We start from the raw sequence: 22,804 nt of genomic DNA, 5'->3' as shown, positions 1-22,804 counted from the left end.
ATTATTGCCGCATTATTTTCTTTGTAACAGTTTGCTTAAATCCATTTATCTGAATAAAATACACTCCTGTGGGCAAGCCACTAAGATTACTTTGCGTTAGTAAGTTTTTTCCTGATGAAACCTCATACTGTTGCTTTCTAAGCTCGCGACCATCAGAGCCTACAATTGTCAAGTTTACTAAACCTGTTGTTGGAGCATTAATGTTTACGTTTATAAAATCACTAAAAGGTACCGGTGAAATCTGCTCTACACTAAAACTATTTTGAGCATTACTATTTCCATTTGTATTATCGGAAAATTTAAGTCCTATACCAGAACTAAATGCAAATACTGAGTTGGCATTAATATTTGTTGCTTGAATAGAAATTGGATTTTGTTCACCACCAATGGTGCTGAATGGTGTTGCCTCCCACTGTCCGCTATTTTTTAACAAAGAAATTGAATCACCTTTATTAAAGTCAGGAATTTCATTCTTGTAAACACGAAATGTAATATTCGCTTTAGCTTTTGAGTCGAAACCAATAATACGATTTGCTAAAGATTCATTGGTTACATCTTTTCCATCAACAATTAGTGGCTGTATTCCATCAGGTAAGTGTTCTGCAATTGGACTTGCAGTATAGTTATACATTGAAATATCACCTGAAACAATCGGCTTCACTACAACATTAGAAACTACCTTACCATCACTTGAGAAAGGGATTGTATAACTACTTCCACCTTTCATGTTTTTCCAAAGAAACTTATCTGCTTCTGAAGTGCAAATTAATGATCCTCCGGTAGCCGAAAATGCATTGGTGCTACCATTTTCCAAGGTCAAAGTTTTTTGATTCAGCTTAATTGTTGAATTGCCTAATTCAATACTATTACGAATGTCAACATTGGATAACAAAACTGCACTTCCACTAACTCTTAAAATACCATACTTATGTTGCTCTTTATCGAAATCACCAAAACCAGAACCTGTAATAATTCGATTACTTCCTTCATATTCAATAATACTGTTTTTGTCAAGAAAATAATTCAAATTACCATTGCTGCATACTGCGGCAGTTCCAAACGTGTTAAAAAATCCTTTAGCATTTGCGGTCTGAATTGTACCTCCGGCAGCAACTGTCAAACCTGTATTCTGATATTTTAGATTCGACTTTATTTGTGCACTTAGCAAATTCAAGGTTGCAGCCGATTCTACCTTTAAAAAGTCAACTGAAGGCTGATTGTGACTACTGAGTAACATGTTACCTTCTGTAACATTAAGTTTACATTTTGCTACTATACTTTGTTTAATCTGATCAATTACTGATGCAGCACTTCGTTGGTAATTCAAATCTCCATTGGTACCAAATACCATAGCTCCAAAAGCAGACCCTGTTCCTGCTCTTGTAATCAAAGAGCTGCCTTTAGCAATAAATTCATTACCCTGAATATATAGCACAGACTTACCCCCAACAGGATTATCATCAAAATTTATAATCCCATTCCACTGTCGAAATGAGCTTTTAAAATAAACTTTCACAGAATCATTAGTTGCCGATAATGTATTCGAGTGCAAGTAGAATACACCACCGGTTTGCGAGTATGCACCGTTCAAAATAAGTTCAGACATACCTTCATGACCCTTTAAAACAAAAGTGCCTGACTGCAGAGAGAAATTTCTATTAACGCTAACTTGTGAAATACCAGGTGTTTTAGAAAAACAAGTATTTCCTCCATTAATGTTAACGTCACCATTAACAGATAAAATAACTGCATGGCTGCCCATGTTGAAGTTGCTGTTTAGTCCTGAAATATTTACATCTCCTTTAATTCTATTTTCTTCTGCACCTACACTTCCACTTGATGTAAACTCAGCTGCTGCATTACCGGATAGAATCAGGTTACCATCAACTTTTAATAATGAACGCGATTTGCTGTATTGACCAGCCAATGTTGTAAGTCCATTAACTCTGAATTTGTCTGATGCATTAGATAAATTAAGAATCAAATCATTTGTAACAGTAACAGAATTTAATGCTCCTGAAGCATTACAAGCATAATATGCAAACAACAAACCTCCTGTCATTTCGAGTGAATTAAATTTAAGCTCAGCATTTCCGGCAGATGTTGAAGAGAGATTAAAGACTCCTCTTAAGTCTCCATGCGTTTGCATGTACTTGCCTCCGACATTGAGTTTTGCATTTCCATTAGACGTATTTAAAGTTCCTTTATTATAGATTAACTCTACATTTCCCATATTCAGAAAGCCACCGTTTGTGTTCAGTGTTACATTACCTTCACCATTTAGAATTCCTGTTATTTCACCACCAATGTTTGCTATACTATCAGTTGTAACTTTGAATGATGATGGATGATTACCGCTATGAAATTCAAGAACAGAATTTACATTAGGTAAGATTATCTTACCGATTTTAGTGTCGGAAATTCTTCCTGACTTATCCAACACAACCCATCCATTGATTATTGTTAGTGTGCCTTTAATCTGATGGCTCTCGAATTGATTATCTTGATTCCACTCAAACAAAGTGCTTCCCACCTGCGTGCTGATTGTGATATTTCCAAAATTGCCTGTTACTACAGAGGCTAATGGTACAGTAGCATAAGAATACCATTTCTTGATTTCTATTGTTGATTTTTCATTGAAGGACTCAACAGAATTTGTTAAAAGTGATGCCCCAGCCAAGCTGTTGTCACCCGGATTCCAAATCAATTTACCTAAAGCGCCAATTTGCAATAAAGCGCCACTTTGAACTTGCTTGATGTTTCCTCCATTCATATCCAGCGTGCCAGAAATGCTGACACCTCCATTTATCTGAAGCGAAACAGAAGGTGATAAACTAAGCATTGCATTGCCAGAGACTGTAAGCGATTTACAGAATGATTGTTGTGATACTGTAATGTTTTGTGCAGAGGATATAACAACATCATCTGAAGAAGCCGGAACTCCAACCGGTGACCATATAGCAGGATTGTTCCAACTACCGGAAGTCGTTGTAGTTTTTGTAACAGCATAAATCGAATTGCAGTATGCAAAAAAAGAAATCAATAAAAAGCGAGAAAATAAAATTTTAATTCGTGACGTGCTCATCCTTCATCTTTCTTACACTGATACCACTAATAGTTTCCTCTCTGAAATTATTCTTTAATTCAGGAATATTAAAATCTACGGGCCTTAGTTCCGCATTTGATGTCGTAGTGCTTGCCTTTGATTTTTTAGAGTTGGAGATATTAAAATAAATTATGCCACCAACAACTACAGCCACAGTCATTGTTGCAGCAACGGCAACCAAACGAAAATTGAGGCGTAGCCTGGCACTTTGCTTTAACCTATTTGGATGGTTTTTCTTTCTTTTCTTGCTCATCTCTGTAAATCCTTATATGTAAAATCAACAAAAAGGTTGCATAAAAAAAGCCGCATTTCGGTGCGGCCTTTAAATTTTTACTAGTTGCAACTATAGATTAACAAACATTAAATCATCAACTGAGATGGTTGCATTATCTGCAAGTATTGCTGCCCTTTCCATCACTGCTTTGAGTTCACGAATATTACCCGGCCACTCATAATCAAGCATAAACTTAGCTGCTTCATTTGAGAGTTGTGCCACCGGTGTTTTATTAGCCTGAGCATAAAGATCAAGAAAGTGTTTTGCCAAAAGAATAATGTCATCACCTCTTTCTTTTAATGGAGGTAAATGAATAAGGAATCCCTGAATCCTATAGAACAAATCTTCTCTGAATCGTCCTTCTTTGACTTCCAGAGCCAGATTTCTGTTGGTGGCTGCCACCATTCTGAAATCAAGCTTTATAGTTTTATTACTTCCAATACGTTGAATCTCTTTTTCCTGCAATACACGTAGTAATTTAGCCTGTAAGCTTAAAGGCATCTCACCAATTTCATCAAGAAAAATTGTTCCTTCATTAGCTTCTTCAAACTTTCCTATTCTGCGTTCACGAGCATCTGTAAATGCTCCTTTTTCATGACCAAACAATTCGCTTTCTATGAGCTCTTCCGGAATGGCACTCATATTAACGGTAACAAAATTTTTACGGGCGCGAGGTGAGTTATAATGCAAAGCACGGGCAACAAGCTCCTTACCCGTTCCGCTTTGCCCGGTAACAAGCACCATCATATTGCTTTTTTCAACTTTCTGAATCAAGCGTAAAATTCTTAATACAGCATTACTGCTTCCCATGATGTTACTGTACTTGTGGCGGTCAATAATCTGGTCTTTAAGCATTTCATTCTCTTTCTTCAACACCACATTCATGCTCAGATTTTTTATTGAATTTTCAAGATTCACAAACAGATTATCATTTTTAATAATGTAGTCCTGTGCTCCGCTTTTATAAGAATCAACAACCACTTCAAGACTGTCCTGTCCAGAAACCAGTATGCACATTATAGATGCATTATAATCTTTAATTCTCCGCATCAGACCTACACCATTCATTCCTGGCAAGAGATAGTCAATAGTTACAATGTCAGGATTCAGATGCAGATTGTTTAAACATTCTTCTGCCGATTCAAAATGCTGAATCTCGAAATCAGGGTTCTTTGACAATGACTGGCGTATCAGTGTTGCCACCATTGCATCATCTTCCACAATAAAAATTTTAGCCATAGTTTTATTATTTATACTTCTACATTTTTTAGTTCACTTTCAAGTTCAATACAGGCAATGCTGCATTCATCAGAAATCTTTTTTATCATTGCCGCATAATCGTCAAAATTTGATTTTTCTCTGGCGTACTTCTCCAGTGTTGCTACCGTTTCGTACGTATCCTTTAAACCAACATAATTCAAAGAAGGTTTCATTTTATGTGCCGACTGTCTTATTTTTTCAAAGTCTTTATTCTTCAAACCCTCTTCAAGTTCGTCAACAGACAATGGCATGTTAGTTAAAAACAAAGACAGAAATTCTTTAATAAAATCGGCATTGCCACCTGACATTTCATTCAGAAAATTAAGGCTTGTTAGCTTTGTAGTTGTCTGAGGATTACTATTTTTTACAGTAGTGTCTTCCAGTGGTTGTTCGGCAACAGACTCACTAGCCCTACCACTAAGTTCAATAATTTTATTTTTTACTTCAGTAGGGTCAAACGGCTTCGAGACGTAATCATTCATTCCTGCTGCCAGGCATTTTTCTTTTTCGCTTGTAGAAACGTGTGCCGTCATGGCCAGAATTGCAATCTGCGACTTACGACCTTTCATTTCTGTTCTGATTTTTTCTGTAGCCGCATAACCATTTAACTCCGGCATCTCAATATCCATCAGAATAACATCATAATCTTTGGCAGATAGCTTCTCTATTGCTTCCAATCCATTACAAGCTTCATCGTGCTCAAATCCCCAATCTTTAATATGTTTATTAATAATCAAACGATTGATATCGTTATCCTCAACAACAAGGATGTTTATCTTTCCGTTAAAATCGGCATGAACATCTGCAACTTTCTTTTCTTCTGTTTCAACTTCTCCCGGTGCAGGTAAATCAAAAGGCATCTCGAAAATGAAGGTTGTGCCATGATTCAATTTACTTTCAACACGAATATTTCCTTCCTGAAGTTCAACAATTTTTTTAGCAATACTTAATCCCAAACCTGTTCCGCCATACTTACGTGTGATGTCTGTTCCTGCCTGCGAGAATGATTGAAAAATAGTAGCCAGCTTATCTTCAGCAATGCCTATTCCGGAGTCAATTACTTTAAAGCTGATGCTAACTTTTTCATCAGTCGAATCAATTAATTCTGCCTTTAGTGTTACCGAGCCTTTATGTGTAAATTTCACGGCATTACCCATGAGGTTATTTATTACCTGACTCAAACGAACAGGATCTCCTTTTATCAGTTTCGGTAAATGCTGATCAAAGTCTGTAATAATCTTAACACTTTTATCTGTCACACGCGCTTTAAACAGTTCGTTTATGGTATTAATCAATTCCAATAAGTTGAAGCATACGGACTCAAAAGTCATTTTCTCTGCTTCTATCTTCGAGAAGTCTAGAATATCGTTAATAATCACAAGAAGATTATCTGCTGATTTTCTGATAGCATTTAAATAGTGCGACTGTTCTTTATCGAGCTTTGACTGAAGTATTATTTTTGTGATGCCTATAATTCCATGAATAGGGGTGCGAATTTCATGACTCATGTTGGCCAGAAACTGCTCTTTCATTTTCTGTGCTTCACTGGATAGAATAATTTGCTGACGTAATTCATCCTCTTGCTCCTTATGTCCTGTAATATCTGTGGCAATACCCATTATGCCTGTAAGTACACCTTCCTTATTTACAGAAGGCATATAATGTACTTCAAAGAAGCGGCTTTCAAACTCCATATTCTGTTTAAACTCTTCTCCAAGCAATGCTTTCTTAACATCCTTCAATCGGACAGGGAGCTTATTCCAGATTTCAAAAACAGACTTTCCAATTACTTCTTCTTCTGACAAACGGATTGTATCCATTGCCATTCCTTTAAACAAGGTAAATATTCCTGACTCGTTTATGCTGAACAGAATCAATGGTGATTTTGACACCACTGCATTGAGCGTTCTCTCAGTTTGCACAAGGGCTGTTTCAATATTACTATGATTGTTTTTGTTAGCTTTTGATTTTAATGCACCTTTTAATGCACGTGCAATTGATTCAGGTGTTAAAACAGCTTTGGGAATATAATCGCATGCACCGGCTTTCATCAGTTCGACTACAATTTTTTCCTCACCTTGCGATGAAACTACAATGATTGGTGCCGTGCCACCACGTTGAGAATATTCTGAAATAAAATCGCCTGCATTCATCGCTGCCAGATAATAGTCAACTATCAAAACATCAAATTCCATACTTAACGCTTTCTCCATACCTTCGTCATAGGTATCTCCAAAATGTAAGTCGGCATTAAATCCTGATGACTTTATTGCTCTTTTAATGGCAATTCTATCTACTTCATCATCATCAACAACTAATAGGTTTATCTTTTTGTAAGACATAATAAAAAATTATTTAAACGGGTAAAACACTAAGGTTCCAATAGGTATTTAATACGGCAATTGCCTCAACCAGCTTATCGAATGAGACAGGTTTAATTATGTATCCTGCCACATTGTTTTTATATGCCTCCAGCCTATCCTGATCGTCTTTGGATGTTGTGAGCATAAATACGCTTATGGTTTTAAGTTCTTCATCATGTCTGATTTCACGAAGCAACTCAAGCCCATTCATACGTGGCATATTAATATCGAGCAGCATAATTTTAGGCAGTGGGTCAAGTTTTTCCTTTCCATTCAACCCTTTGAGCATTTCTAATGCTTCTTCGCCATCACGAGCAATGTGCAATGGATTTTTAATATTATTCTTCGCAAATGCTCGAATAACAACCATTCTGTCAATGTCGTCATCCTCCACTAAAATTATTCCCGGTGGTATATCAACTGTCATACCTAATCATTTTTGAATACATCTTATACTGCTATCAACACTATTGGTTACTGAAACACGGGTATGTTGCTAAAAGAAAAATGTAAGATTTCAGAAAGATTTGATAGAAATGATAAAAGAATACAGGTGCAGTTATGTTTCTAAGTTCAAAAAAAGGCAATAAAAAAACCCCGCCATAAGCGGGGTTTCAATCAAGAATTTTTAAGATTTTATTTTACACGTTCCACATAGGTGCCGGTGCGGGTATCAATTTTAATCTTTTCGCCTTCATTCACAAAAAGCGGTACCTGAACCACTGCACCTGTTTCTAAAGTTGCAGCTTTTAAAGTGTTTGTGGCAGTATCGCCTTTAACACCCGGTTCACTGTAAGTAATTACCAATTCAACAAAAGTTGGCGGCTCGGCAAGTATAGGATTTTCGCCTTCAAAAGCAATCTTTAACATCATCTCTTCCTTTAGATAACTGGCACTGTCACCAATCATCACTTCAGGAATATAATGTTGCTCAAAAGTTTCATTATCCATTACAACTAAGTTCTCTCCATCCTTATAAAGATATTGCATGGTTTTATATTCAACACGTGCCACTTCTACTTGCTCGCCAGAGCGAAAACGGTTTTCTGCAAGCTTGCCATTTTTAAGATTACGAAGTTTTGCCTGATAAAAAGCACGAAGGTTGCCCGGTGTACGATGTTGATATTCTACAACCTGATATAAATCTCCATTAAATCTGATTACTGAACCAATTCCAATATCGCCTGTATCTGCCATAGTTTTTTTATTTATTTGTTTTTGAAACAAAACAGGCAACGTGATGAAGCGCTGCCTGTTTATTAATTAATTTATTTTACCTGATTAAGCATTCTCAACTACATCAAAATTAATTTTCGCTTTGATGTCGCGATGCAATGTAACAGAGGCACTGTATGCACCAGTTTTACGAATATGTTCTTCGGGCATTTCGATTTGTTTCTTATCAATACTGTGACCCAACTTCTTCAATGAGTCGGCAATATTTTGAGAAGTTACCGAACCATAAAGCTTACCATTTTCACCAACCTTTACAGGAATTGTCAAAGTAACACTTGAAATAGCATCTGCTAATTTCTCTGCATCTCCTTTGATTTTCGCCATCTTATGAGCGCGCTGTTTCATTGTTTCGGTATGCACTTTTTTGTTGGCTTCGCTGGCAATAACAGCCATTCCTTTAGGGATAAGGTAATTCAGGCCATAGCCATTCTTAACCTTCACAATTTCATCGGCATAGCCGAGATTTTTAATATCCTGTTTTAATATAATTTCCATTGTTGCCTCCTCTTATTTTAACAAATCTCCAACATAAGGCATCAGGGCAAGATGTCGCGCACGCTTAACAGCCTGACCAACTTTACGCTGGTATTTTAATGATGTGCCTGTAATTCTTCTTGGTAAAAGTTTGCCTTGTTCATTAACAAACTTAATGAGGAATGTGGCGTCTTTATAGTCTATATACTTGATTCCAACTTTCTTGAAACGACAGTATTTCTTCTTTGTGGTGTCAACCGCTACTGGGTTGAGATACCTTATTTCTCCTTGTTTTGAGCTCATAATTCCTTCGTTTAATTAGCAGGTGCTTCTTCTTGTTCTTTCTTTTTCAACGCTGCATTCTTTCTTTTCTTTTCATTGTAAGCAATGGCATGCTTATCGAGCGCAACAGTAAGGAATCGCATTACACGCTCATCGCGCTTGTATTCGATTTCCAATTTGTTGATGAGTTCACCGCTTGACTTAAATTCGATCAGATAATAGAAGCCCGTGTTCTTCTTCTGAATCGGATAAGCAAGCTTGCGTAATCCCCAATTGTTCTCATGAACAATCATGGCACCGTTGTCGGTGAGGATTTTCCTGAATTTGTCAACCGCTTCATTCATCTGCTCATTGCTGAGTACGGGTGTAAGAATGAATACGGTTTCGTACTGGTTTGACATTTGTTATATATATTTCAGTTTAATAGCCTTTTTTAAGCGGACGGCAAAGATAGTGTTATTATTAATTTCTTAAAACAGAATTTTTACTTTTTTTTAATATTAAATTTACTAATACCTCACTACAAAGATCACTCTAAGCAAATTATATTAAAATACTAAAAATCAATAATATAACTACATTGTTCATTTGTTTTAAGCTGATTGCAGCTTTTATTCATAGCGCAAAGCTTCTATCGGGTCGAGGCGCGAAGCTTTCATGGCCGGATAAAATCCTGAGGCAATTCCTATAAAACAGCACAGTAGCAATCCGGCAATAATCCAATTCCACGGAACCACAAAAACAGCATTCATTGCCATACCCATCAAGTTACCTACTAACACTCCCAAAATAACACCGGCAATGCCTCCCAGCAGGCAAATAACAATTGCTTCTATCAAAAACTGTTTTAAGATGATTAACCTTGTTGCACCAAGCGATTTTCTAATACCTATTTCACGGGTACGCTCTGTGACAGAGACAAGCATAATATTCATCAAAGCAATGGCTGCACCAAGCAATGTGATTAACCCTATTAATGTTGCTGCAATACTGACATTCTTTAACTGATCAATAACAATTGCTGCAATACTGTCGCTTTTAATTATTTCAAACGAACTTTCTTCTCCAACACGATCTTTTCTGATTGTCCTAAAAAGACCTGTTGCCTCATCAACTGCTGCTTCAAGTCCTGCCACATGATTAACCTTAACACTAATGGTCCATGAACGGTTGTCGCTGCCATATTTTTGCTTTCCATTGATAAGTGAAATCAAACATACTTTATCACCACCAAAACCCATGCTGTTACCTTTTTCAGCAAGTACGGCAATAATTCTATACTTTCTATTATCAATATAAACTTCTTTGTCCTCAGCATCCGAATTCGGGAAAAGCTTGTTTTTTATTTCTGAACCAATCATCACTACATTATCTCCACGCATAGCCTCTGTCTGCGTCATATTACGACCTGTTGCAATTGTATAACCTCCGGTTTGTAAATAGTTTTCATCAACAGCCATTACCAAAATATTCGGATTGGTTTTTTCTGAACCCACACGACAAACTGCAACACTATTACACATGGTTGATATACTTATAATTGAAGGATAGGTATTGCCAGATTTAAACAACACTGCCTGCTGAAGCGTAATTTCCTTAAATCTTTTGGCCTTTTTGCCTGAGTTACCTAGCCTGATTCCCAAACCTGAATTTCTTATGGTGAATGTGTTTGCTCCCATACTGGTAAAGTTTTCATTGATGGATGCCTTAAGGCCTTCGATGGCAGTAAGTATTCCTACCAAAGCCATTATGCCTATGGCAATGATTAACACTGTCAGTATTGTTCTGAGTAACTGTGACTTTACAGCATGTAGAGCCAAAAGTATATTTTCAAAAATGGGCATGGCGCTAAATTACAATTAATCTTTGCCCCGAAAGGTTTTAACTCATAATGAAAGTCAATTTTTTTCAAAAAGGCTTAAGTTTTGAAAATTCAAGCATACAAGGTGAAGAATTTTCCAGAGACAATGTGAACTATTAAATAAATATTTGTTAGTTTCAATAATATTGTACACTTTTACAAAATAGAAATAGATTAAAAATAAATAAGATAGAGAAAACAAATAAGTAAAAAATAAAAAGCGTTTCGCTTTAAAATTTCCTGTCATAGAAAAGTCGAAGATTTCAAGCACACAGGAAAGTAAAAGTAGAAACGCCTACGTAAAACGTGGGCGTTCCTTTTGCTTCGTGTGCTGGGCTTCGACTCCCACTATGACGAGCAAGGGAATCAGCCCGCGTTTTAATTTTTAAGCAATCGCTACAAAATCCAAAAAATCAATGTAATTTAGCTGTACCCTTTAAAAACCAAATAATATGAAAAACCAAATCCAAACAACTGCAATAGCCCTTTTGCTCTGCATGTTTACATTCCTTACAAGAGCCCAATCACAGACAGTAAATATTGCCTTAACACTGCCGCCCGACACCATAGGTGCCTGCGAGAGCAATGTTTACTCACTTTCATTTTCAGGAGCCACCGGTGCAAGGGTAGTCATTACTGCCTCGCTTAGCAATGCACCTGCGGCAAATTGCAGCAATGCAAGCCCCATCTATCTTGATTTTATTATTGCATCTAACAATGTGAGCAATGTAGTTACCTACAACAACGGACAAACCATGAGTTTTACCGTAACCAACAACAACGCTGTAACACTATCCTATCATGCTTTTATTGACTGCTCCGTTATATCAGGTGCACCACAGGGAAACAGCAATATTAATTTCGTCCAAACATTTACAGACTCTTCTGCCAATAACTATACCATATCCGTCAACAATCAGGGCAATGTGCACACCTCGCTCAATGTGCAGATACCCAAGCTGGTGTCCTTATCCTCTAACCTCAACAAGGTGGCCTACTACAAAACAGATTCATTTCTTTATTTCTACTATCAGAACACCGGTACTACAAAACTCAATTTCAACTTTACTTTTACACCCGATGCTACAAACTATTGTCAACGGATTACAACAGGGCAACCGGAATATAATATTGGGTTAAACGGCAACTTTGTTCCAACAACACCCAACATTGCTGAGGTGCTGAACATTGGCGACACCCTTGTCATCAGGCAGGCTGTTCAGGCTAATGAATGTTTGGATAAAAGCCCTGCCTGCGGGTCTGTAGCTGCGCAGTTGCAATGGACATGCAACAACAACATTCCATCAAATATTTTCTGCACCAATTGCAAAAATGGTATCACCGTAAACTACTACATTAACAGTGGCGATGCTCCTGTTGTGAAAATAGAACGTCTGGCGCCAGCAGACTCTTTGTATGATTTCAGTTGCCTGAACGATACGGTGAACTTTGTTCACTGGCAATATCGTGTTACCAACAGTGGTATGGGAGCCATGGATTCTTTGTTCTTTAACATAAACCAATCCTTTCCAACACTCAATAATGCCTTGCCCAATTATAATGCACTGTCATTAATTCCATTCCTTAGTTTTAGCTGGCATCAAAATACAGGAAGCCTTTGCACTGTTGCTGTGGATACCGTTCACCGCAGCGACTGGCTGTGCAAAAATTTAGTTGCCGATGCCTTGTTTGAAGCAGCTTTCAAAATAAAGAACTTCGGCAATACTGATACCGTTATTATCGCTTTTAACACCCTGCGTTGCTCCGAAGAAGATACCAACCTGTTTAACGTCCAAAAAAATTATAACCACTGGGCGTTTAATTCTGTTAAGGGAAGAAAAGTTTGTGGCGATGGTGTGTCTGCGGACTATAATATAGGCTTAGCCAACACTACGTCCATCAGCACACATGCCAGCGGAGGGTCGGCAGATGTTTCTCAGAATTTAATTTTCAGCCCAACGGTGACAGACCTTTCCGTAGCACCGGGTGCCACCTTTGGCGACAGCGCTCTTTTGAAAGTGCGTTTAAAAGGACTCCTGCCATCGCCCTACGACTATCAGCTTTATGGTTGCAGTGTGCCTGTAAACAACTGCCTGATGAACGGATGGCTCAGAGCAGAGGTACATTGCGACACCAATTTGCGCATTGCCGGTCCTGCCACGCATGCACAGTTGGTTTACTATCGTATTACGCAAGGCGACACCCTTGTTATTAAACCCGATTATGTGTTTGCTGCTGTTGACACCAACCTTTGTGAAGCCGGAAACTACAACTACTATTTTAACATGAACAGTGCAGGCTTTAAAGCATTTTTAGACAGCGCCCATTTTGAATTTACCGTGCAGGCCTGCTGCAGAATTGATAAAGGAGCTACACCCTATCAAATCAACTTTTATACCTTGCCCAATCCGTCAAACTGTTTTACCCTGACACAAACCACGCCCAACACCCTGCCCGTGATTTCTGATGTGCGACAACAATGGCTGCCGCTAAGCTACACCGGTGACCAAATAAGTGTCCACTGCCCCGGATGCCTCGCCCCAGGGGCTATTGTTTCGAATTATAAAATAAATCGTATTTCTTTTGGCTTACAGGACAGCAATAATGACAGCCGCACTGATAATGCAACAAAGATAATCAAAGGCGACAATTATTACAACACTTTTAAAAATTATTTGAACGAAAATTTTGCCCATTACAGCGATACCCTCGAAGACTATCTTTCCGCCTATTTTCAGGATGGCGACAACTCCGGCACCGGTGGCGGATACACCTATCAGCAATTAGTGACTGCCGGAGTGCCACTGCACTTTATGCAACTGAGCCGAATCATTCCCTTTGGGCTGGATTCTTTTGACCTTACCATTGACAGTGTAGTGCTTTATATTGACACGCTCATTCCCAACACCAATGCCTGCATAGATTGTGCAGACTTTGGGCTGACAGGCAACAGTATTGTTACCCAAAGTGTGGTTGCTTTTAATCGTGCCGATGCTTACAGCCATTGTGTGATTGCCGATGTTCAGCGCAATCAGTTGCTGTTTACTTTTTGCGACACCACCGGTGGTAACATTCAAGCCTTTGAAACTTTTACCAACACCTCTTTTCCCTTTGTGGCTTTTAAAACAGGGCAACGCTACAGACTTAAAGTGCGCTACTCGGTTTGCGGCAACTACTGTCTGCCGTTTAATTCTGTAAGCAATCTGGTATGCAATTCGCCCATCACCAACAACCTGTGGTTTACAGGCAAACAGCAAGGTGCCGATGCCATAGCTACCCTGCCGCAAATGCCAAACACCGTTGGTGCTATGGAAACAGACTTTCATTATTCCTTTAACACAAACAGTGGTTATCCGTTGCCCAATCAGAACTTTGTTGACTCGGCACGTTTCTACTGCGAAACTTTTGGCGGCAGGTTTTACTTTGTACCCACCTCTTATTACAACAACAGCGCTGTTACCAACAATCAGGGCTGCGAAAAATTAATCACAGCCGTTTATATTGCCGACCTTGCAGGCTACAGAAACCGTATCTTTGATGTTTATCCATACGAATATAGAGTGCCACCACTTTTTGCCGATACCATTAGTTTTCAAATACCTAACGGTTATTACATCTCCCTGATGAGAGTCCGTTCCGGTGTGTATTATGATAACAACGGACAACCGATGGCGCCATTCTCTGCTTACGACACACTGACACCACCACAGCTTACAGGCCTGGTGCAGATACCCTTTGACTCACTGCCAGTCATGCATTGTTTGCAACAAAGCATGAGTCCTGCAGGCAATGATACGGCTGCCTTTGCTGGCGACCAGTTTACCCGTTTGGAATTGCAGTGTTTTATCCGAAGGTTCGACTGTAGCACGGCCATTGACACCCTGCCGCTGTCTTCCGTTTATAGCAGCACAGGATTGTTTGAGTCGGAATGTAATCCAACAGAAAACCTCTCTTGCACACCTTTAGCAACAGCAGCAGACTCCATTCCGTTTAATGCCAACATACAGCCGCTATTGGTACAGCCCAACCTGAACCTTGTATTACCTGTGAGCAACGTTGCCAATGCACAACAGCAACAGTTGTGCTGGACAGTTAAAGTGCACAATCCAAAGGTTGTGGTACATACCGGAACGCCTGACCTTTACAGCACCGGTGCCGACAATGTGTTTTTAGGAGTGCCTTTAAATGGGGCAATCCCTGCCCTTCAAAACTGGCAGTTTACCCCCACGGGTCAGAGTGCCATCAATGCCGTTAACGGCATCATTCCGCTTACGGCCCATCTGGCACCCAATGATTCTGTTACAGGGCAGCTATGCGCTACTTTTGTGAGCTGCGACAGCACCATAAAGACCTTTCCTTTATATTACGGATGGAACTGCAACGGCTTTCCTGTGGCCACTTCGCAAATACCCGATACGGTATGTGGTGCCGGCTCTGTGACGCTTGGAATAGAATATTTTGAGGCAGCCATCACTGGCGAAGGCAAAGGATATATCCCTAATAATTACACCCTTTGCGACACCCTTAAAAAATTTACCTGCATTTTTAACAGCAATCCGGGATATGCCTATCCCGACTTTGCAGGGCTGATTAATATACCACAGGGGCTGAACCTGCTCAGTGCCTATATACTGAACCCCAAAGCTACGCCCGTTGCTGTTTCCTACCTTACAGGCAGCGCCCCCTCGTGGCAGATAACCCCCGCCAACATGCAGGCCTTGGGCTTTGCCAATGGCGGCATACACCTTACTGACAAGTTGTGTATATATTTTAATCTTATTCCTGAGTGCGCATTTGCTGCAGACACCACATTGCCCGACATACTGGTTGCCGGCAAAAACTACTGTGGCGACTCGCTTTCCTATACAGCCTATTTTAACTACAACAACCAGAATCCGCTGTTTATGGACAGCACTGCCTGTACAGACTGCTGGAGCATTACCAAAACTGCCGGCACCGACACGGCAGCAGCCTTTACCGATACGGTGACCTATACCATTACTGTGTGCAACAACAGCGTAAATACGCAAACCGGTACACTTGCAGACAACATCCCTGCAAATTTTGTGATTACCAACAGCACCCTGCCTGCAACAGTAACGCTAAACTCTATGGCGTGTGATACGTTTACTGTGAGTGGTTACTTTACTACACAGGGCAGTTGCTTTTATAATGTAGCTTCTGTTACTTCTCCTGCTAATACGGTTTGGATGGATTCTGTTTGCGTGAATGTGGGTTATCCCTGCACCAATGCGCAGACATTGATTATTGCAAACAACACCTATTCCGACCCTACATTAAATTATCGTTATGATACATTATCGGTTTACATTGCAGGAACACTGTATGTGAACGACACCTTAAAGTTTATGCGTTGCACCGTGTATATGGATGCAGGAGCGCACATTATTGTTATGGCTGGCGGTTATTTAGACATTGACAGCAGCTTTGTAACAGGCTGCAACACCATGTGGCGTGGCATAACTGTAGAAGATTTTGGAGAGTTGCTGGTGCATGAAGGCAGCACCGTTGCCGATGGTGACACAACAATATTGGTCAACAACAAAGCAAAAGCTACAATGCAAAACGCTTATATCAAAAACTTTGTACTGGGTGTGTATATGCCGCCATCTGCAAATGCATTCTACAATGGAACTACTTTAAAAATAGAACAAACAACTTTTGATTTTACAGCATTTAAACAAAACTACACAGGACAAAATACACATGGCGCAAAGCCGCAGTGCGGTGTTTTATTGAATGATTGGATTGGGACGATTGGCGGGACATTGCCATTACAATTAAACATTTTTAACAATCTGAATACAGGCATCGTAAGCATTGGCAGTATCTTAAATGTAAAACGCAGTGTCTTTAAAAACATTAATTACGATACGTTTTACAATACTCCTTATAGAGGTACAGCCATAACAAGCATAAAAAACAACAACCATTCAGGCAAATTAACAGTATTGCCGGAGGCATGGAGCTACACAACCGTTGACAGCAGTTACAGAGGTATTTATGCAAATGGCTCTGAATTAACTGTTAACTATATACATTTGCTTAATGTAAGAACAGGGGTTGAACAAATGAACGCGCCAATGTTGAGTACCAATACAGTTTCTAACTGCACTATTACGGCAAGTCATATAGCAATAAAAATGCTGAGTAATGCCTTTGCAAAGTTTATGTATGCAACCAACAATAACATTACCACTAACGGAATGACAACTTCGGGTTTATCATTGGCTCACTACGGTATATGGATGAGCGAAGGCAATGCCAATACGTTTGTACGCTACAACGCCAGCAACAATATACTAAATCTTAACAATGCCACACATGGTATTTATGCAGGAGCATTGAACACTGCCAAAATAAAATACAACACAATTAAATTGAATGGTAATGGAAGCGGTATTTCTGTTTTTGCAAACCAGCGGAGTAATGTAAGTTGCAACAATGTAGAAGGAACATACAGCAGTGGAATAACAGGAAATTCTATGGGTTACACAATAGGAAACAGCAACAATAAACTAACGGTTTCCTGTAATCAGTCTGATTCCACTTACAGAGGGTTTAACTTTGGAGGTTCTAATCCTGGTACTGTTTTCAGGGGCAATGAAATGAACAGACATTATATAGGATTGTACCTGAACACAGGCTCACCTAATAATCCTACTTATATTGGTACACAGCCTCATCATGGTAACAAATGGAATGTGCCAACCGTAAGCGGTTTTGGAGGAGTTAACTTATCATTACCTCAATATGTTTTTCAATCTCTATTTATAGTAGATTCATCTTTAAGTACGATTTATAATCCTGTGGTAACACCTACTGTTTGGTTTCAGCGCACAAACGGAGGCAATACTTTTTATTGTTCTAATTCAGCAGTATGTTTATCACAGCCGCCTGCATTAGCTGATTCAACTATTCGTGATTTAATTGAATCAGGAATTTTTGATTCAGAAGAAATTTCGGAAGAAGCAAAGGCAATAGCAGCAGAATATATTTACCGAGAACTGGCTGACGATTCTGCTCTATGGGTAAGTGATTCCACCTATATTCAGTTCATGGAAGAAAATCAGAGTGAGCCTGTGGCTTATCTGTATGATGCCGAAGAATATTTACGTGCAGCATATCAATATGATTCCACAATGATGGCGTTAATAGACAGTTGTAATTTGCAAATTACCATTCTGACGGACAGCCTTGAAAAATTGTATGTGGAAGGATTAGATGATTTAGTAGAGCAGGTTATTTATACAATAGGTTTTTTGAACCAAACTATTAATAACATAAACATACAACGTGAGTCCATTATAACGGATAATTTAGCCAATGCAGATTACATGAATGAATTTGTTGTTAATGGTGAATTGCCCGAAACAAATGCTGCTGCTGTTAATGATATTGAAATTTATTATTTAGAAACAGGACAAGATAAACAGGTTTTGATTGATAACTATAATGAACTGCTATCAATAGCTCAACAATGTCCTTTTGTTGGCGGCAGTGCTGTTGAGCGTGCAAGAAGTATGATTTCAATTATAAATGATTCTGTCATTTATAATGATGATTATATCTGTTTGCAAAGTGGAATTTACAGGATAGGAAGAGATACTGTTTCAGAAAAAGTAAATGATGAGATAATTATACAACCTAATCCCGCAGGTGATTATATTACCATTACAGCAAAAAGTATAAATGCTGAAAACTGTAAAATAGAAATAATAAATAATCTTAATCAGATTGTTTTAAGTAAACAACTTAATTGCAATAATCAGGAACGCATTGATGTTTCAAAAATAAATCAGGGATTATATGCTGTTAAAATCATATTGAATGATAATTTAATTAAGGTTCAAAAATTAATTATTACACGATGAGAAGAAACAGCATTTTACAAATGCTTTTTCTTCTCATAATTTTTTTCTCAATAGAAGAAACAGCACTTTCGCAAGGAAGAAATTCTATCTTTTTTATGGGCTACCATGACGCGCCTACCTCAAACGAGGCTCGCATGGTTTTTACAGGCACATCATATAATTTATCCTTAGAGCAAAGAGATATTCCTTTTATATTTACACAAGGAAATATTGCCGATGAAAACGGAAATATATTAATGAGCAGCAATGGAATTTTTATAGCTGATGCAACAGGTGATACCATGTTGGACGGTGGCGGATTAAATCCTGATTTATTTACGGATGATTGGAAACAATACGGATTGCCAATGCCCTACGCTAATTTATTTTTACCCATGCCTGATGATAGTAATAAATATGTTTTGTTTCATCAGGTTGCTGATTACAACGCCCCCGTAGGATTAGACGCATTAGAAATTTATTATTCTAATGTTGATTTGTCCATGAATGGAGGCTTAGGACAGGTTATTTCAAAAAATAACATTGCTCTTTCAGGTGTTTTCAGTTGGGGAATTGCTGCCTGTAAACATGGAAATGGTAGGGATTGGTGGATAGTTGCAATGTCTGACATTGCAACCGGAATGCACGTTTTTCTTTTAACTCCTGACACCTTGCAATACATGGGATTACAAACATTTCCTGTTACAGGATTTCCTTATGGATTTGCAGGTCAACCTGTTTTTTCACCTGACGGTGAAAAATTTGCTTTTGGAGGCAGCTATGGTATTACAGGCATGAATTATTTGTCCTGTGTTTCATTGTTTGATTTTGACAGGTGTTCAGGCATTTTTAGTTTAGATACTGTCATTGATTATTCTGATAATTATCTTTCAACAGCAACAACCTTTTCACCAAGTTCAAAATACTTGTACTTTGCAAGTGTAAAATATATCTATCAATATGATACGGATAGTTTTGGATTAATCCCATATCAGTTAGTTGCTGTTAATGATACTTTTCTTTCTGCACCGCCTGTTTTTTATACTGACTTTAATTTAATGTATCTTGCCGCAAACGGTAAAATTTATATTTCATCAGGCAGCAGTGTTTTAGATTTACATGAAATGGATTATCCTGACAGTGCAGGAGTTTTATGTAACGTCAATTTGCACAACATACATACAAATTGTTTTTTTAGAGGTGTTCCTAATCACCCCAATTATTATTTAGGGCGTTTGGTTGGTAGTGTGTGTGATAGTTTAACTTCTGTTTCAGAAATAGAGCATGATTTTAAATTTAAAATTTTACCAAATCCCAATAATGGAAATTTTAAAATCATGTATTTGTTACCTCAAAACACATCAGGCAAGTTAGAAATTTTTGATATAAACGGCAGAGCCGTTTATTCTCAAAATTTACCCCAATGGAGTACGCTGCAATTTATTTCATTGCCTAAAATTTCAAACGGGGTTTATGCCGTCAAAATAATTTCCGATAATTTCAGTGTAACAAAAAAATTAATAATGTATCATGAATAATACATTTTATTGTTCTTCTTCTACTGTATGCAGTTCACAACCCCCTGCTTTAACGGATTCCGTATTAAATGTAATGATTGCTAACGGAACGTTAGAGTCGGAAGAATATGTTGAAGAAAGCAGAGCAATAGCCGAAGAGTATTTGTATAGGGAGTTAGCTGATGATTCTGTTCTTTGGTTTAGTGATTCCACCTATATTCAATTTATGGAAGAACATCAAAGTGAGAATACAGGATATTTATACGATGCTGAAGCATATTTAAGCGCTGCATATACCTATGATTCTACCTTAATGGCATTAGTTGACAGTTGTAATTTGCAAATAACCACATTAACCGATAGCATTGAAAAGTTGGATGAAAACCACCCTGCTGGATGGGAAGTCATAAGAGATCAAATTCTTTACACCATAGAATTTCTGAATCAAACAATATATAATTTAAATTTACAGATAGAGGCCTTATTTAATGATAATCTTACAAATGCAGAACTGCAAAACAGTTATGTGGTCAACGGTGAATTACCTGAGTTGAATGGTGTTTACATGAATGAGATGGAGATAAACTATATGGAAACAGATGAGGATTTACAATTCCTCAGAGATAACTATTCAGGAATAATTGCAATTGCAAGTCAATGTCCCTATGTGGGAGGTAAGGCAGTGGAAAGAGCACGTACATACATAGCATTAATAAATGATTCTATTTCTTATGATGATGCTAATATTTGCCTTCAAAGTGGAGTGTACCGCTTTGCAAATGATTCAACAGAAAAAATAACATCAAGTGATATTAAAATTATTCCGAACCCTGCAAATGATAAAGTAACCGTTCAATTAACAGGAATAGATGACGGAATATGTAAAATTCAAATCAGAAATGTTTTGAATGAAATAGTATATGATGATGTTTTTGATTGCAAAAATCAAAAACACATAATCAATGTTTCAAATTTAAGTCAGGGAGTTTATTCCATATCCGTAAATGCCGTTGGTAAAAAGTCAATCATTAATAAATTAATTATTACACGATGAAAATTATTAAAAACAACAGCATTTTAAAAATGCTGTTGTTTTTAATACTAATGGTAGTATTAAAAACAACAGCATTTTCGCAAGGCAGAAACTCAATTTTTTTCTTGGGGGACCAAGCAAAAGCAAGAATGAGTTTTACTGGCACTTCTTATAATATCCAAACGGAAACAAGAACAATACCTTTTATGGACACACAGGGAAATATTGCTGATGAAAACGGAAATATTTTAATGAGCAGCAATGGAGTTTTCATAGCCGATGCCATAGGAGATACCATGGTGAATGGTGATAGCTTAAATCCCAATTCCTTTACAGATGACTTTAAGCAATACGGCTTGCCAATGCCCTATGCTAATTTATTTTTGCCAATGCCTGATGATTCAAATAAGTATGTTTTGTTTCATCAGGTTTTAGATTACACAACTGCTAACGTACCTAATATTTTTTATACAACGGTTGATATAACATTAAATGGGGGATTAGGTGCTGTTATAAGCAAGAATAATATTATTGCTACTAACGCTTTTGGTGTCGGAATGGCTGCCTGTAAAAATGCCAATGGTAGAGACTGGTGGGTAGTGGCATTATCTTTTGACGCAACCCTTGCTCATACTTTTTTAGTAACACCAAATGCCGTTCAATATATGGGAAGTCAAAACCTGCAATTTGCAGGTTTTCCATTAGGGTTTGGTGGACAACCAACCTTTTCACCTAACGGTGAAAAATTTGCTTTTTCATGTAGCAATATTGTTGGAATGAGTTACCAATCAAAAGTTCAGTTGTTCGATTTTGACAGGTGTTCAGGTGTTTTTAGCTTAGACACCGTTATTGACTTTACTGATGGAAATATTTCATTTGCTACTGCATTTTCACCAAATTCAAAATACCTCTACTTTGGAACAATAGAAAATTTATATCAAATTAATACTGATACTTCGGACATTGGCGCAACTTTTCAGTTAGTTGCAACCAATGATGTTTTTCCTTCGTCTGTTCCGCCTTTTTATACTAATTTTTATTTAATGTATCTTGCTGCAAACGGCAAGATTTACATTTCATCAACAAGTAGTGTAGAGCATTTGCATGAAATAAATTACCCTGACAGTGCAGGCGTAGCTTGCGGTGTTCAGTTACATAATGTTTTTACGGATTGTTATTTTATTGGTGTGCCCAATCACCCCAATTATTATTTAGGGCGTTTAATTGGTAGTGCTTGTGATACTTTAACTTCTGTTGCAGAAATTGAGCATGATTTTAAATTTTCCATTTCCCCTAACCCATCAAACGGGAACTTCAAAATAATCTATCTCTTACCTCAAAACAAAAGTGGTACATTTCAAATATTTGATATAAACGGCAAAGCAATTTACAAACAAAACTTACCTCCGTGGAGTACAATGCAATATATATCCTTACCAAAACTTGCAAACGGAGTTTATAATTGCACAATCATAAGCAATAATGAAAGGGTGCATAAAAAGTTGGTTGTTTTTAAGGAGTAGT

14 protein-coding genes are annotated in these 22,804 nt (G+C 37.9%); 4 read left to right on the top strand and 10 right to left on the bottom strand.

Annotated features, from left to right (window positions below; genetic code table 11):
- Window position 1: 1 nt before the first annotated feature.
- From V9G42_08980 to V9G42_08935, 10 genes are all read right to left on the bottom strand, one after another.
- Window positions 2–3,085 (bottom strand): T9SS type A sorting domain-containing protein, encoded by a 3,084-nt coding sequence (locus tag V9G42_08980; GenBank protein MEI2759544.1) that lies wholly within the window; start codon window positions 3,083–3,085, stop codon window positions 2–4.
- Complete coding sequence (locus tag V9G42_08975; protein ID MEI2759543.1) at window positions 3,066–3,359, bottom strand: hypothetical protein; 294 nt, start codon at window positions 3,357–3,359, stop codon at window positions 3,066–3,068. Before V9G42_08975 ends, V9G42_08980 begins: the two co-directional genes overlap by 20 nt.
- A 90-nt stretch (window positions 3,360–3,449) precedes the next feature.
- Window positions 3,450–4,619, bottom strand: coding sequence for a sigma-54 dependent transcriptional regulator (locus V9G42_08970; GenBank protein ID MEI2759542.1), 1,170 nt, complete (start codon window positions 4,617–4,619; stop codon window positions 3,450–3,452).
- An 11-nt stretch (window positions 4,620–4,630) separates the two neighbouring features.
- Window positions 4,631–6,982: a response regulator gene (locus V9G42_08965; protein MEI2759541.1), complete on the bottom strand. Its 2,352-nt coding sequence runs from the start codon at window positions 6,980–6,982 to the stop codon at window positions 4,631–4,633.
- Window positions 6,983–6,995: 13 nt separating this feature from the next.
- Entirely contained in the window at window positions 6,996–7,430 is a 435-nt protein-coding gene (locus V9G42_08960) for a response regulator (GenBank protein MEI2759540.1), read from the bottom strand.
- A gap of 209 nt (window positions 7,431–7,639) precedes the next feature.
- A complete protein-coding gene (efp, locus tag V9G42_08955) occupies window positions 7,640–8,200 on the bottom strand; it encodes an elongation factor P (protein ID MEI2759539.1) in 561 nt (186 codons plus the stop codon).
- Window positions 8,201–8,284: 84 nt separating this feature from the next.
- A complete protein-coding gene (gene rplI, locus V9G42_08950; GenBank protein MEI2759538.1) occupies window positions 8,285–8,734 on the bottom strand; it encodes a 50S ribosomal protein L9 in 450 nt (149 codons plus the stop codon).
- Window positions 8,735–8,746: 12 nt separating this feature from the next.
- Window positions 8,747–9,019, bottom strand: coding sequence for a 30S ribosomal protein S18 (gene rpsR / locus V9G42_08945; GenBank protein ID MEI2759537.1), 273 nt, complete (start codon window positions 9,017–9,019; stop codon window positions 8,747–8,749).
- A gap of 8 nt (window positions 9,020–9,027) precedes the next feature.
- Window positions 9,028–9,396, bottom strand: coding sequence for a 30S ribosomal protein S6 (rpsF, locus tag V9G42_08940; protein ID MEI2759536.1), 369 nt, complete (start codon window positions 9,394–9,396; stop codon window positions 9,028–9,030).
- Window positions 9,397–9,606: 210 nt separating this feature from the next.
- Complete coding sequence (locus tag V9G42_08935) at window positions 9,607–10,839, bottom strand: ABC transporter permease (protein MEI2759535.1); 1,233 nt, start codon at window positions 10,837–10,839, stop codon at window positions 9,607–9,609.
- Window positions 10,840–11,308: 469 nt separating this feature from the next.
- On the opposite strand from V9G42_08935, the gene V9G42_08930 reads away from it, so the two are divergent.
- From V9G42_08930 to V9G42_08915, 4 genes are read left to right on the top strand one after another with little or no spacing between them, the layout of a single operon-like run.
- Window positions 11,309–18,751 carry a T9SS type A sorting domain-containing protein gene (locus V9G42_08930; GenBank protein ID MEI2759534.1) on the top strand — a complete coding sequence of 2,481 codons (7,443 nt, stop codon included), beginning with the start codon at window positions 11,309–11,311 and terminating at the stop codon, window positions 18,749–18,751.
- Window positions 18,748–20,268, top strand: coding sequence for a T9SS type A sorting domain-containing protein (locus V9G42_08925; GenBank protein ID MEI2759533.1), 1,521 nt, complete (start codon window positions 18,748–18,750; stop codon window positions 20,266–20,268). Before V9G42_08930 ends, V9G42_08925 begins: the two co-directional genes overlap by 4 nt.
- Window positions 20,261–21,301 carry a T9SS type A sorting domain-containing protein gene (locus V9G42_08920; protein MEI2759532.1) on the top strand — a complete coding sequence of 347 codons (1,041 nt, stop codon included), beginning with the start codon at window positions 20,261–20,263 and terminating at the stop codon, window positions 21,299–21,301. The genes V9G42_08925 and V9G42_08920 overlap by 8 nt, the downstream gene beginning before the upstream one ends.
- Window positions 21,298–22,803, top strand: coding sequence for a T9SS type A sorting domain-containing protein (locus V9G42_08915; protein ID MEI2759531.1), 1,506 nt, complete (start codon window positions 21,298–21,300; stop codon window positions 22,801–22,803). Before V9G42_08920 ends, V9G42_08915 begins: the two co-directional genes overlap by 4 nt.
- The last annotated feature ends 1 nt before the right edge of the window (window position 22,804 follow it).

The organism is Bacteroidia bacterium (assembly GCA_037045145.1).
GTDB lineage: Bacteria > Bacteroidota > Bacteroidia > AKYH767-A > OLB10 > OLB10.
Note: the sequence above shows the minus strand (reverse complement) of the source record. Positions and strands in the feature narration are given on the sequence as shown.

Coding starts and splice junctions, on each gene's coding strand:
- V9G42_08930 (MEI2759534.1), top strand. CDS start 11,309: ATGAAAAACCAAATCCAAACAACTGCAATAGCCCTTTTGCTCTGCATG.
- V9G42_08920 (MEI2759532.1), top strand. CDS start 20,261: ATGAATAATACATTTTATTGTTCTTCTTCTACTGTATGCAGTTCACAA.
- rpsF (MEI2759536.1), bottom strand. CDS start 9,396: ATGTCAAACCAGTACGAAACCGTATTCATTCTTACACCCGTACTCAGC.
- V9G42_08960 (MEI2759540.1), bottom strand. CDS start 7,430: ATGACAGTTGATATACCACCGGGAATAATTTTAGTGGAGGATGACGAC.
- V9G42_08965 (MEI2759541.1), bottom strand. CDS start 6,982: ATGTCTTACAAAAAGATAAACCTATTAGTTGTTGATGATGATGAAGTA.
- V9G42_08975 (MEI2759543.1), bottom strand. CDS start 3,359: ATGAGCAAGAAAAGAAAGAAAAACCATCCAAATAGGTTAAAGCAAAGT.
- V9G42_08970 (MEI2759542.1), bottom strand. CDS start 4,619: ATGGCTAAAATTTTTATTGTGGAAGATGATGCAATGGTGGCAACACTG.
- efp (MEI2759539.1), bottom strand. CDS start 8,200: ATGGCAGATACAGGCGATATTGGAATTGGTTCAGTAATCAGATTTAAT.
- V9G42_08980 (MEI2759544.1), bottom strand. CDS start 3,085: ATGAGCACGTCACGAATTAAAATTTTATTTTCTCGCTTTTTATTGATT.
- V9G42_08925 (MEI2759533.1), top strand. CDS start 18,748: ATGAGAAGAAACAGCATTTTACAAATGCTTTTTCTTCTCATAATTTTT.
- V9G42_08915 (MEI2759531.1), top strand. CDS start 21,298: ATGAAAATTATTAAAAACAACAGCATTTTAAAAATGCTGTTGTTTTTA.
- V9G42_08935 (MEI2759535.1), bottom strand. CDS start 10,839: ATGCCCATTTTTGAAAATATACTTTTGGCTCTACATGCTGTAAAGTCA.
- rplI (MEI2759538.1), bottom strand. CDS start 8,734: ATGGAAATTATATTAAAACAGGATATTAAAAATCTCGGCTATGCCGAT.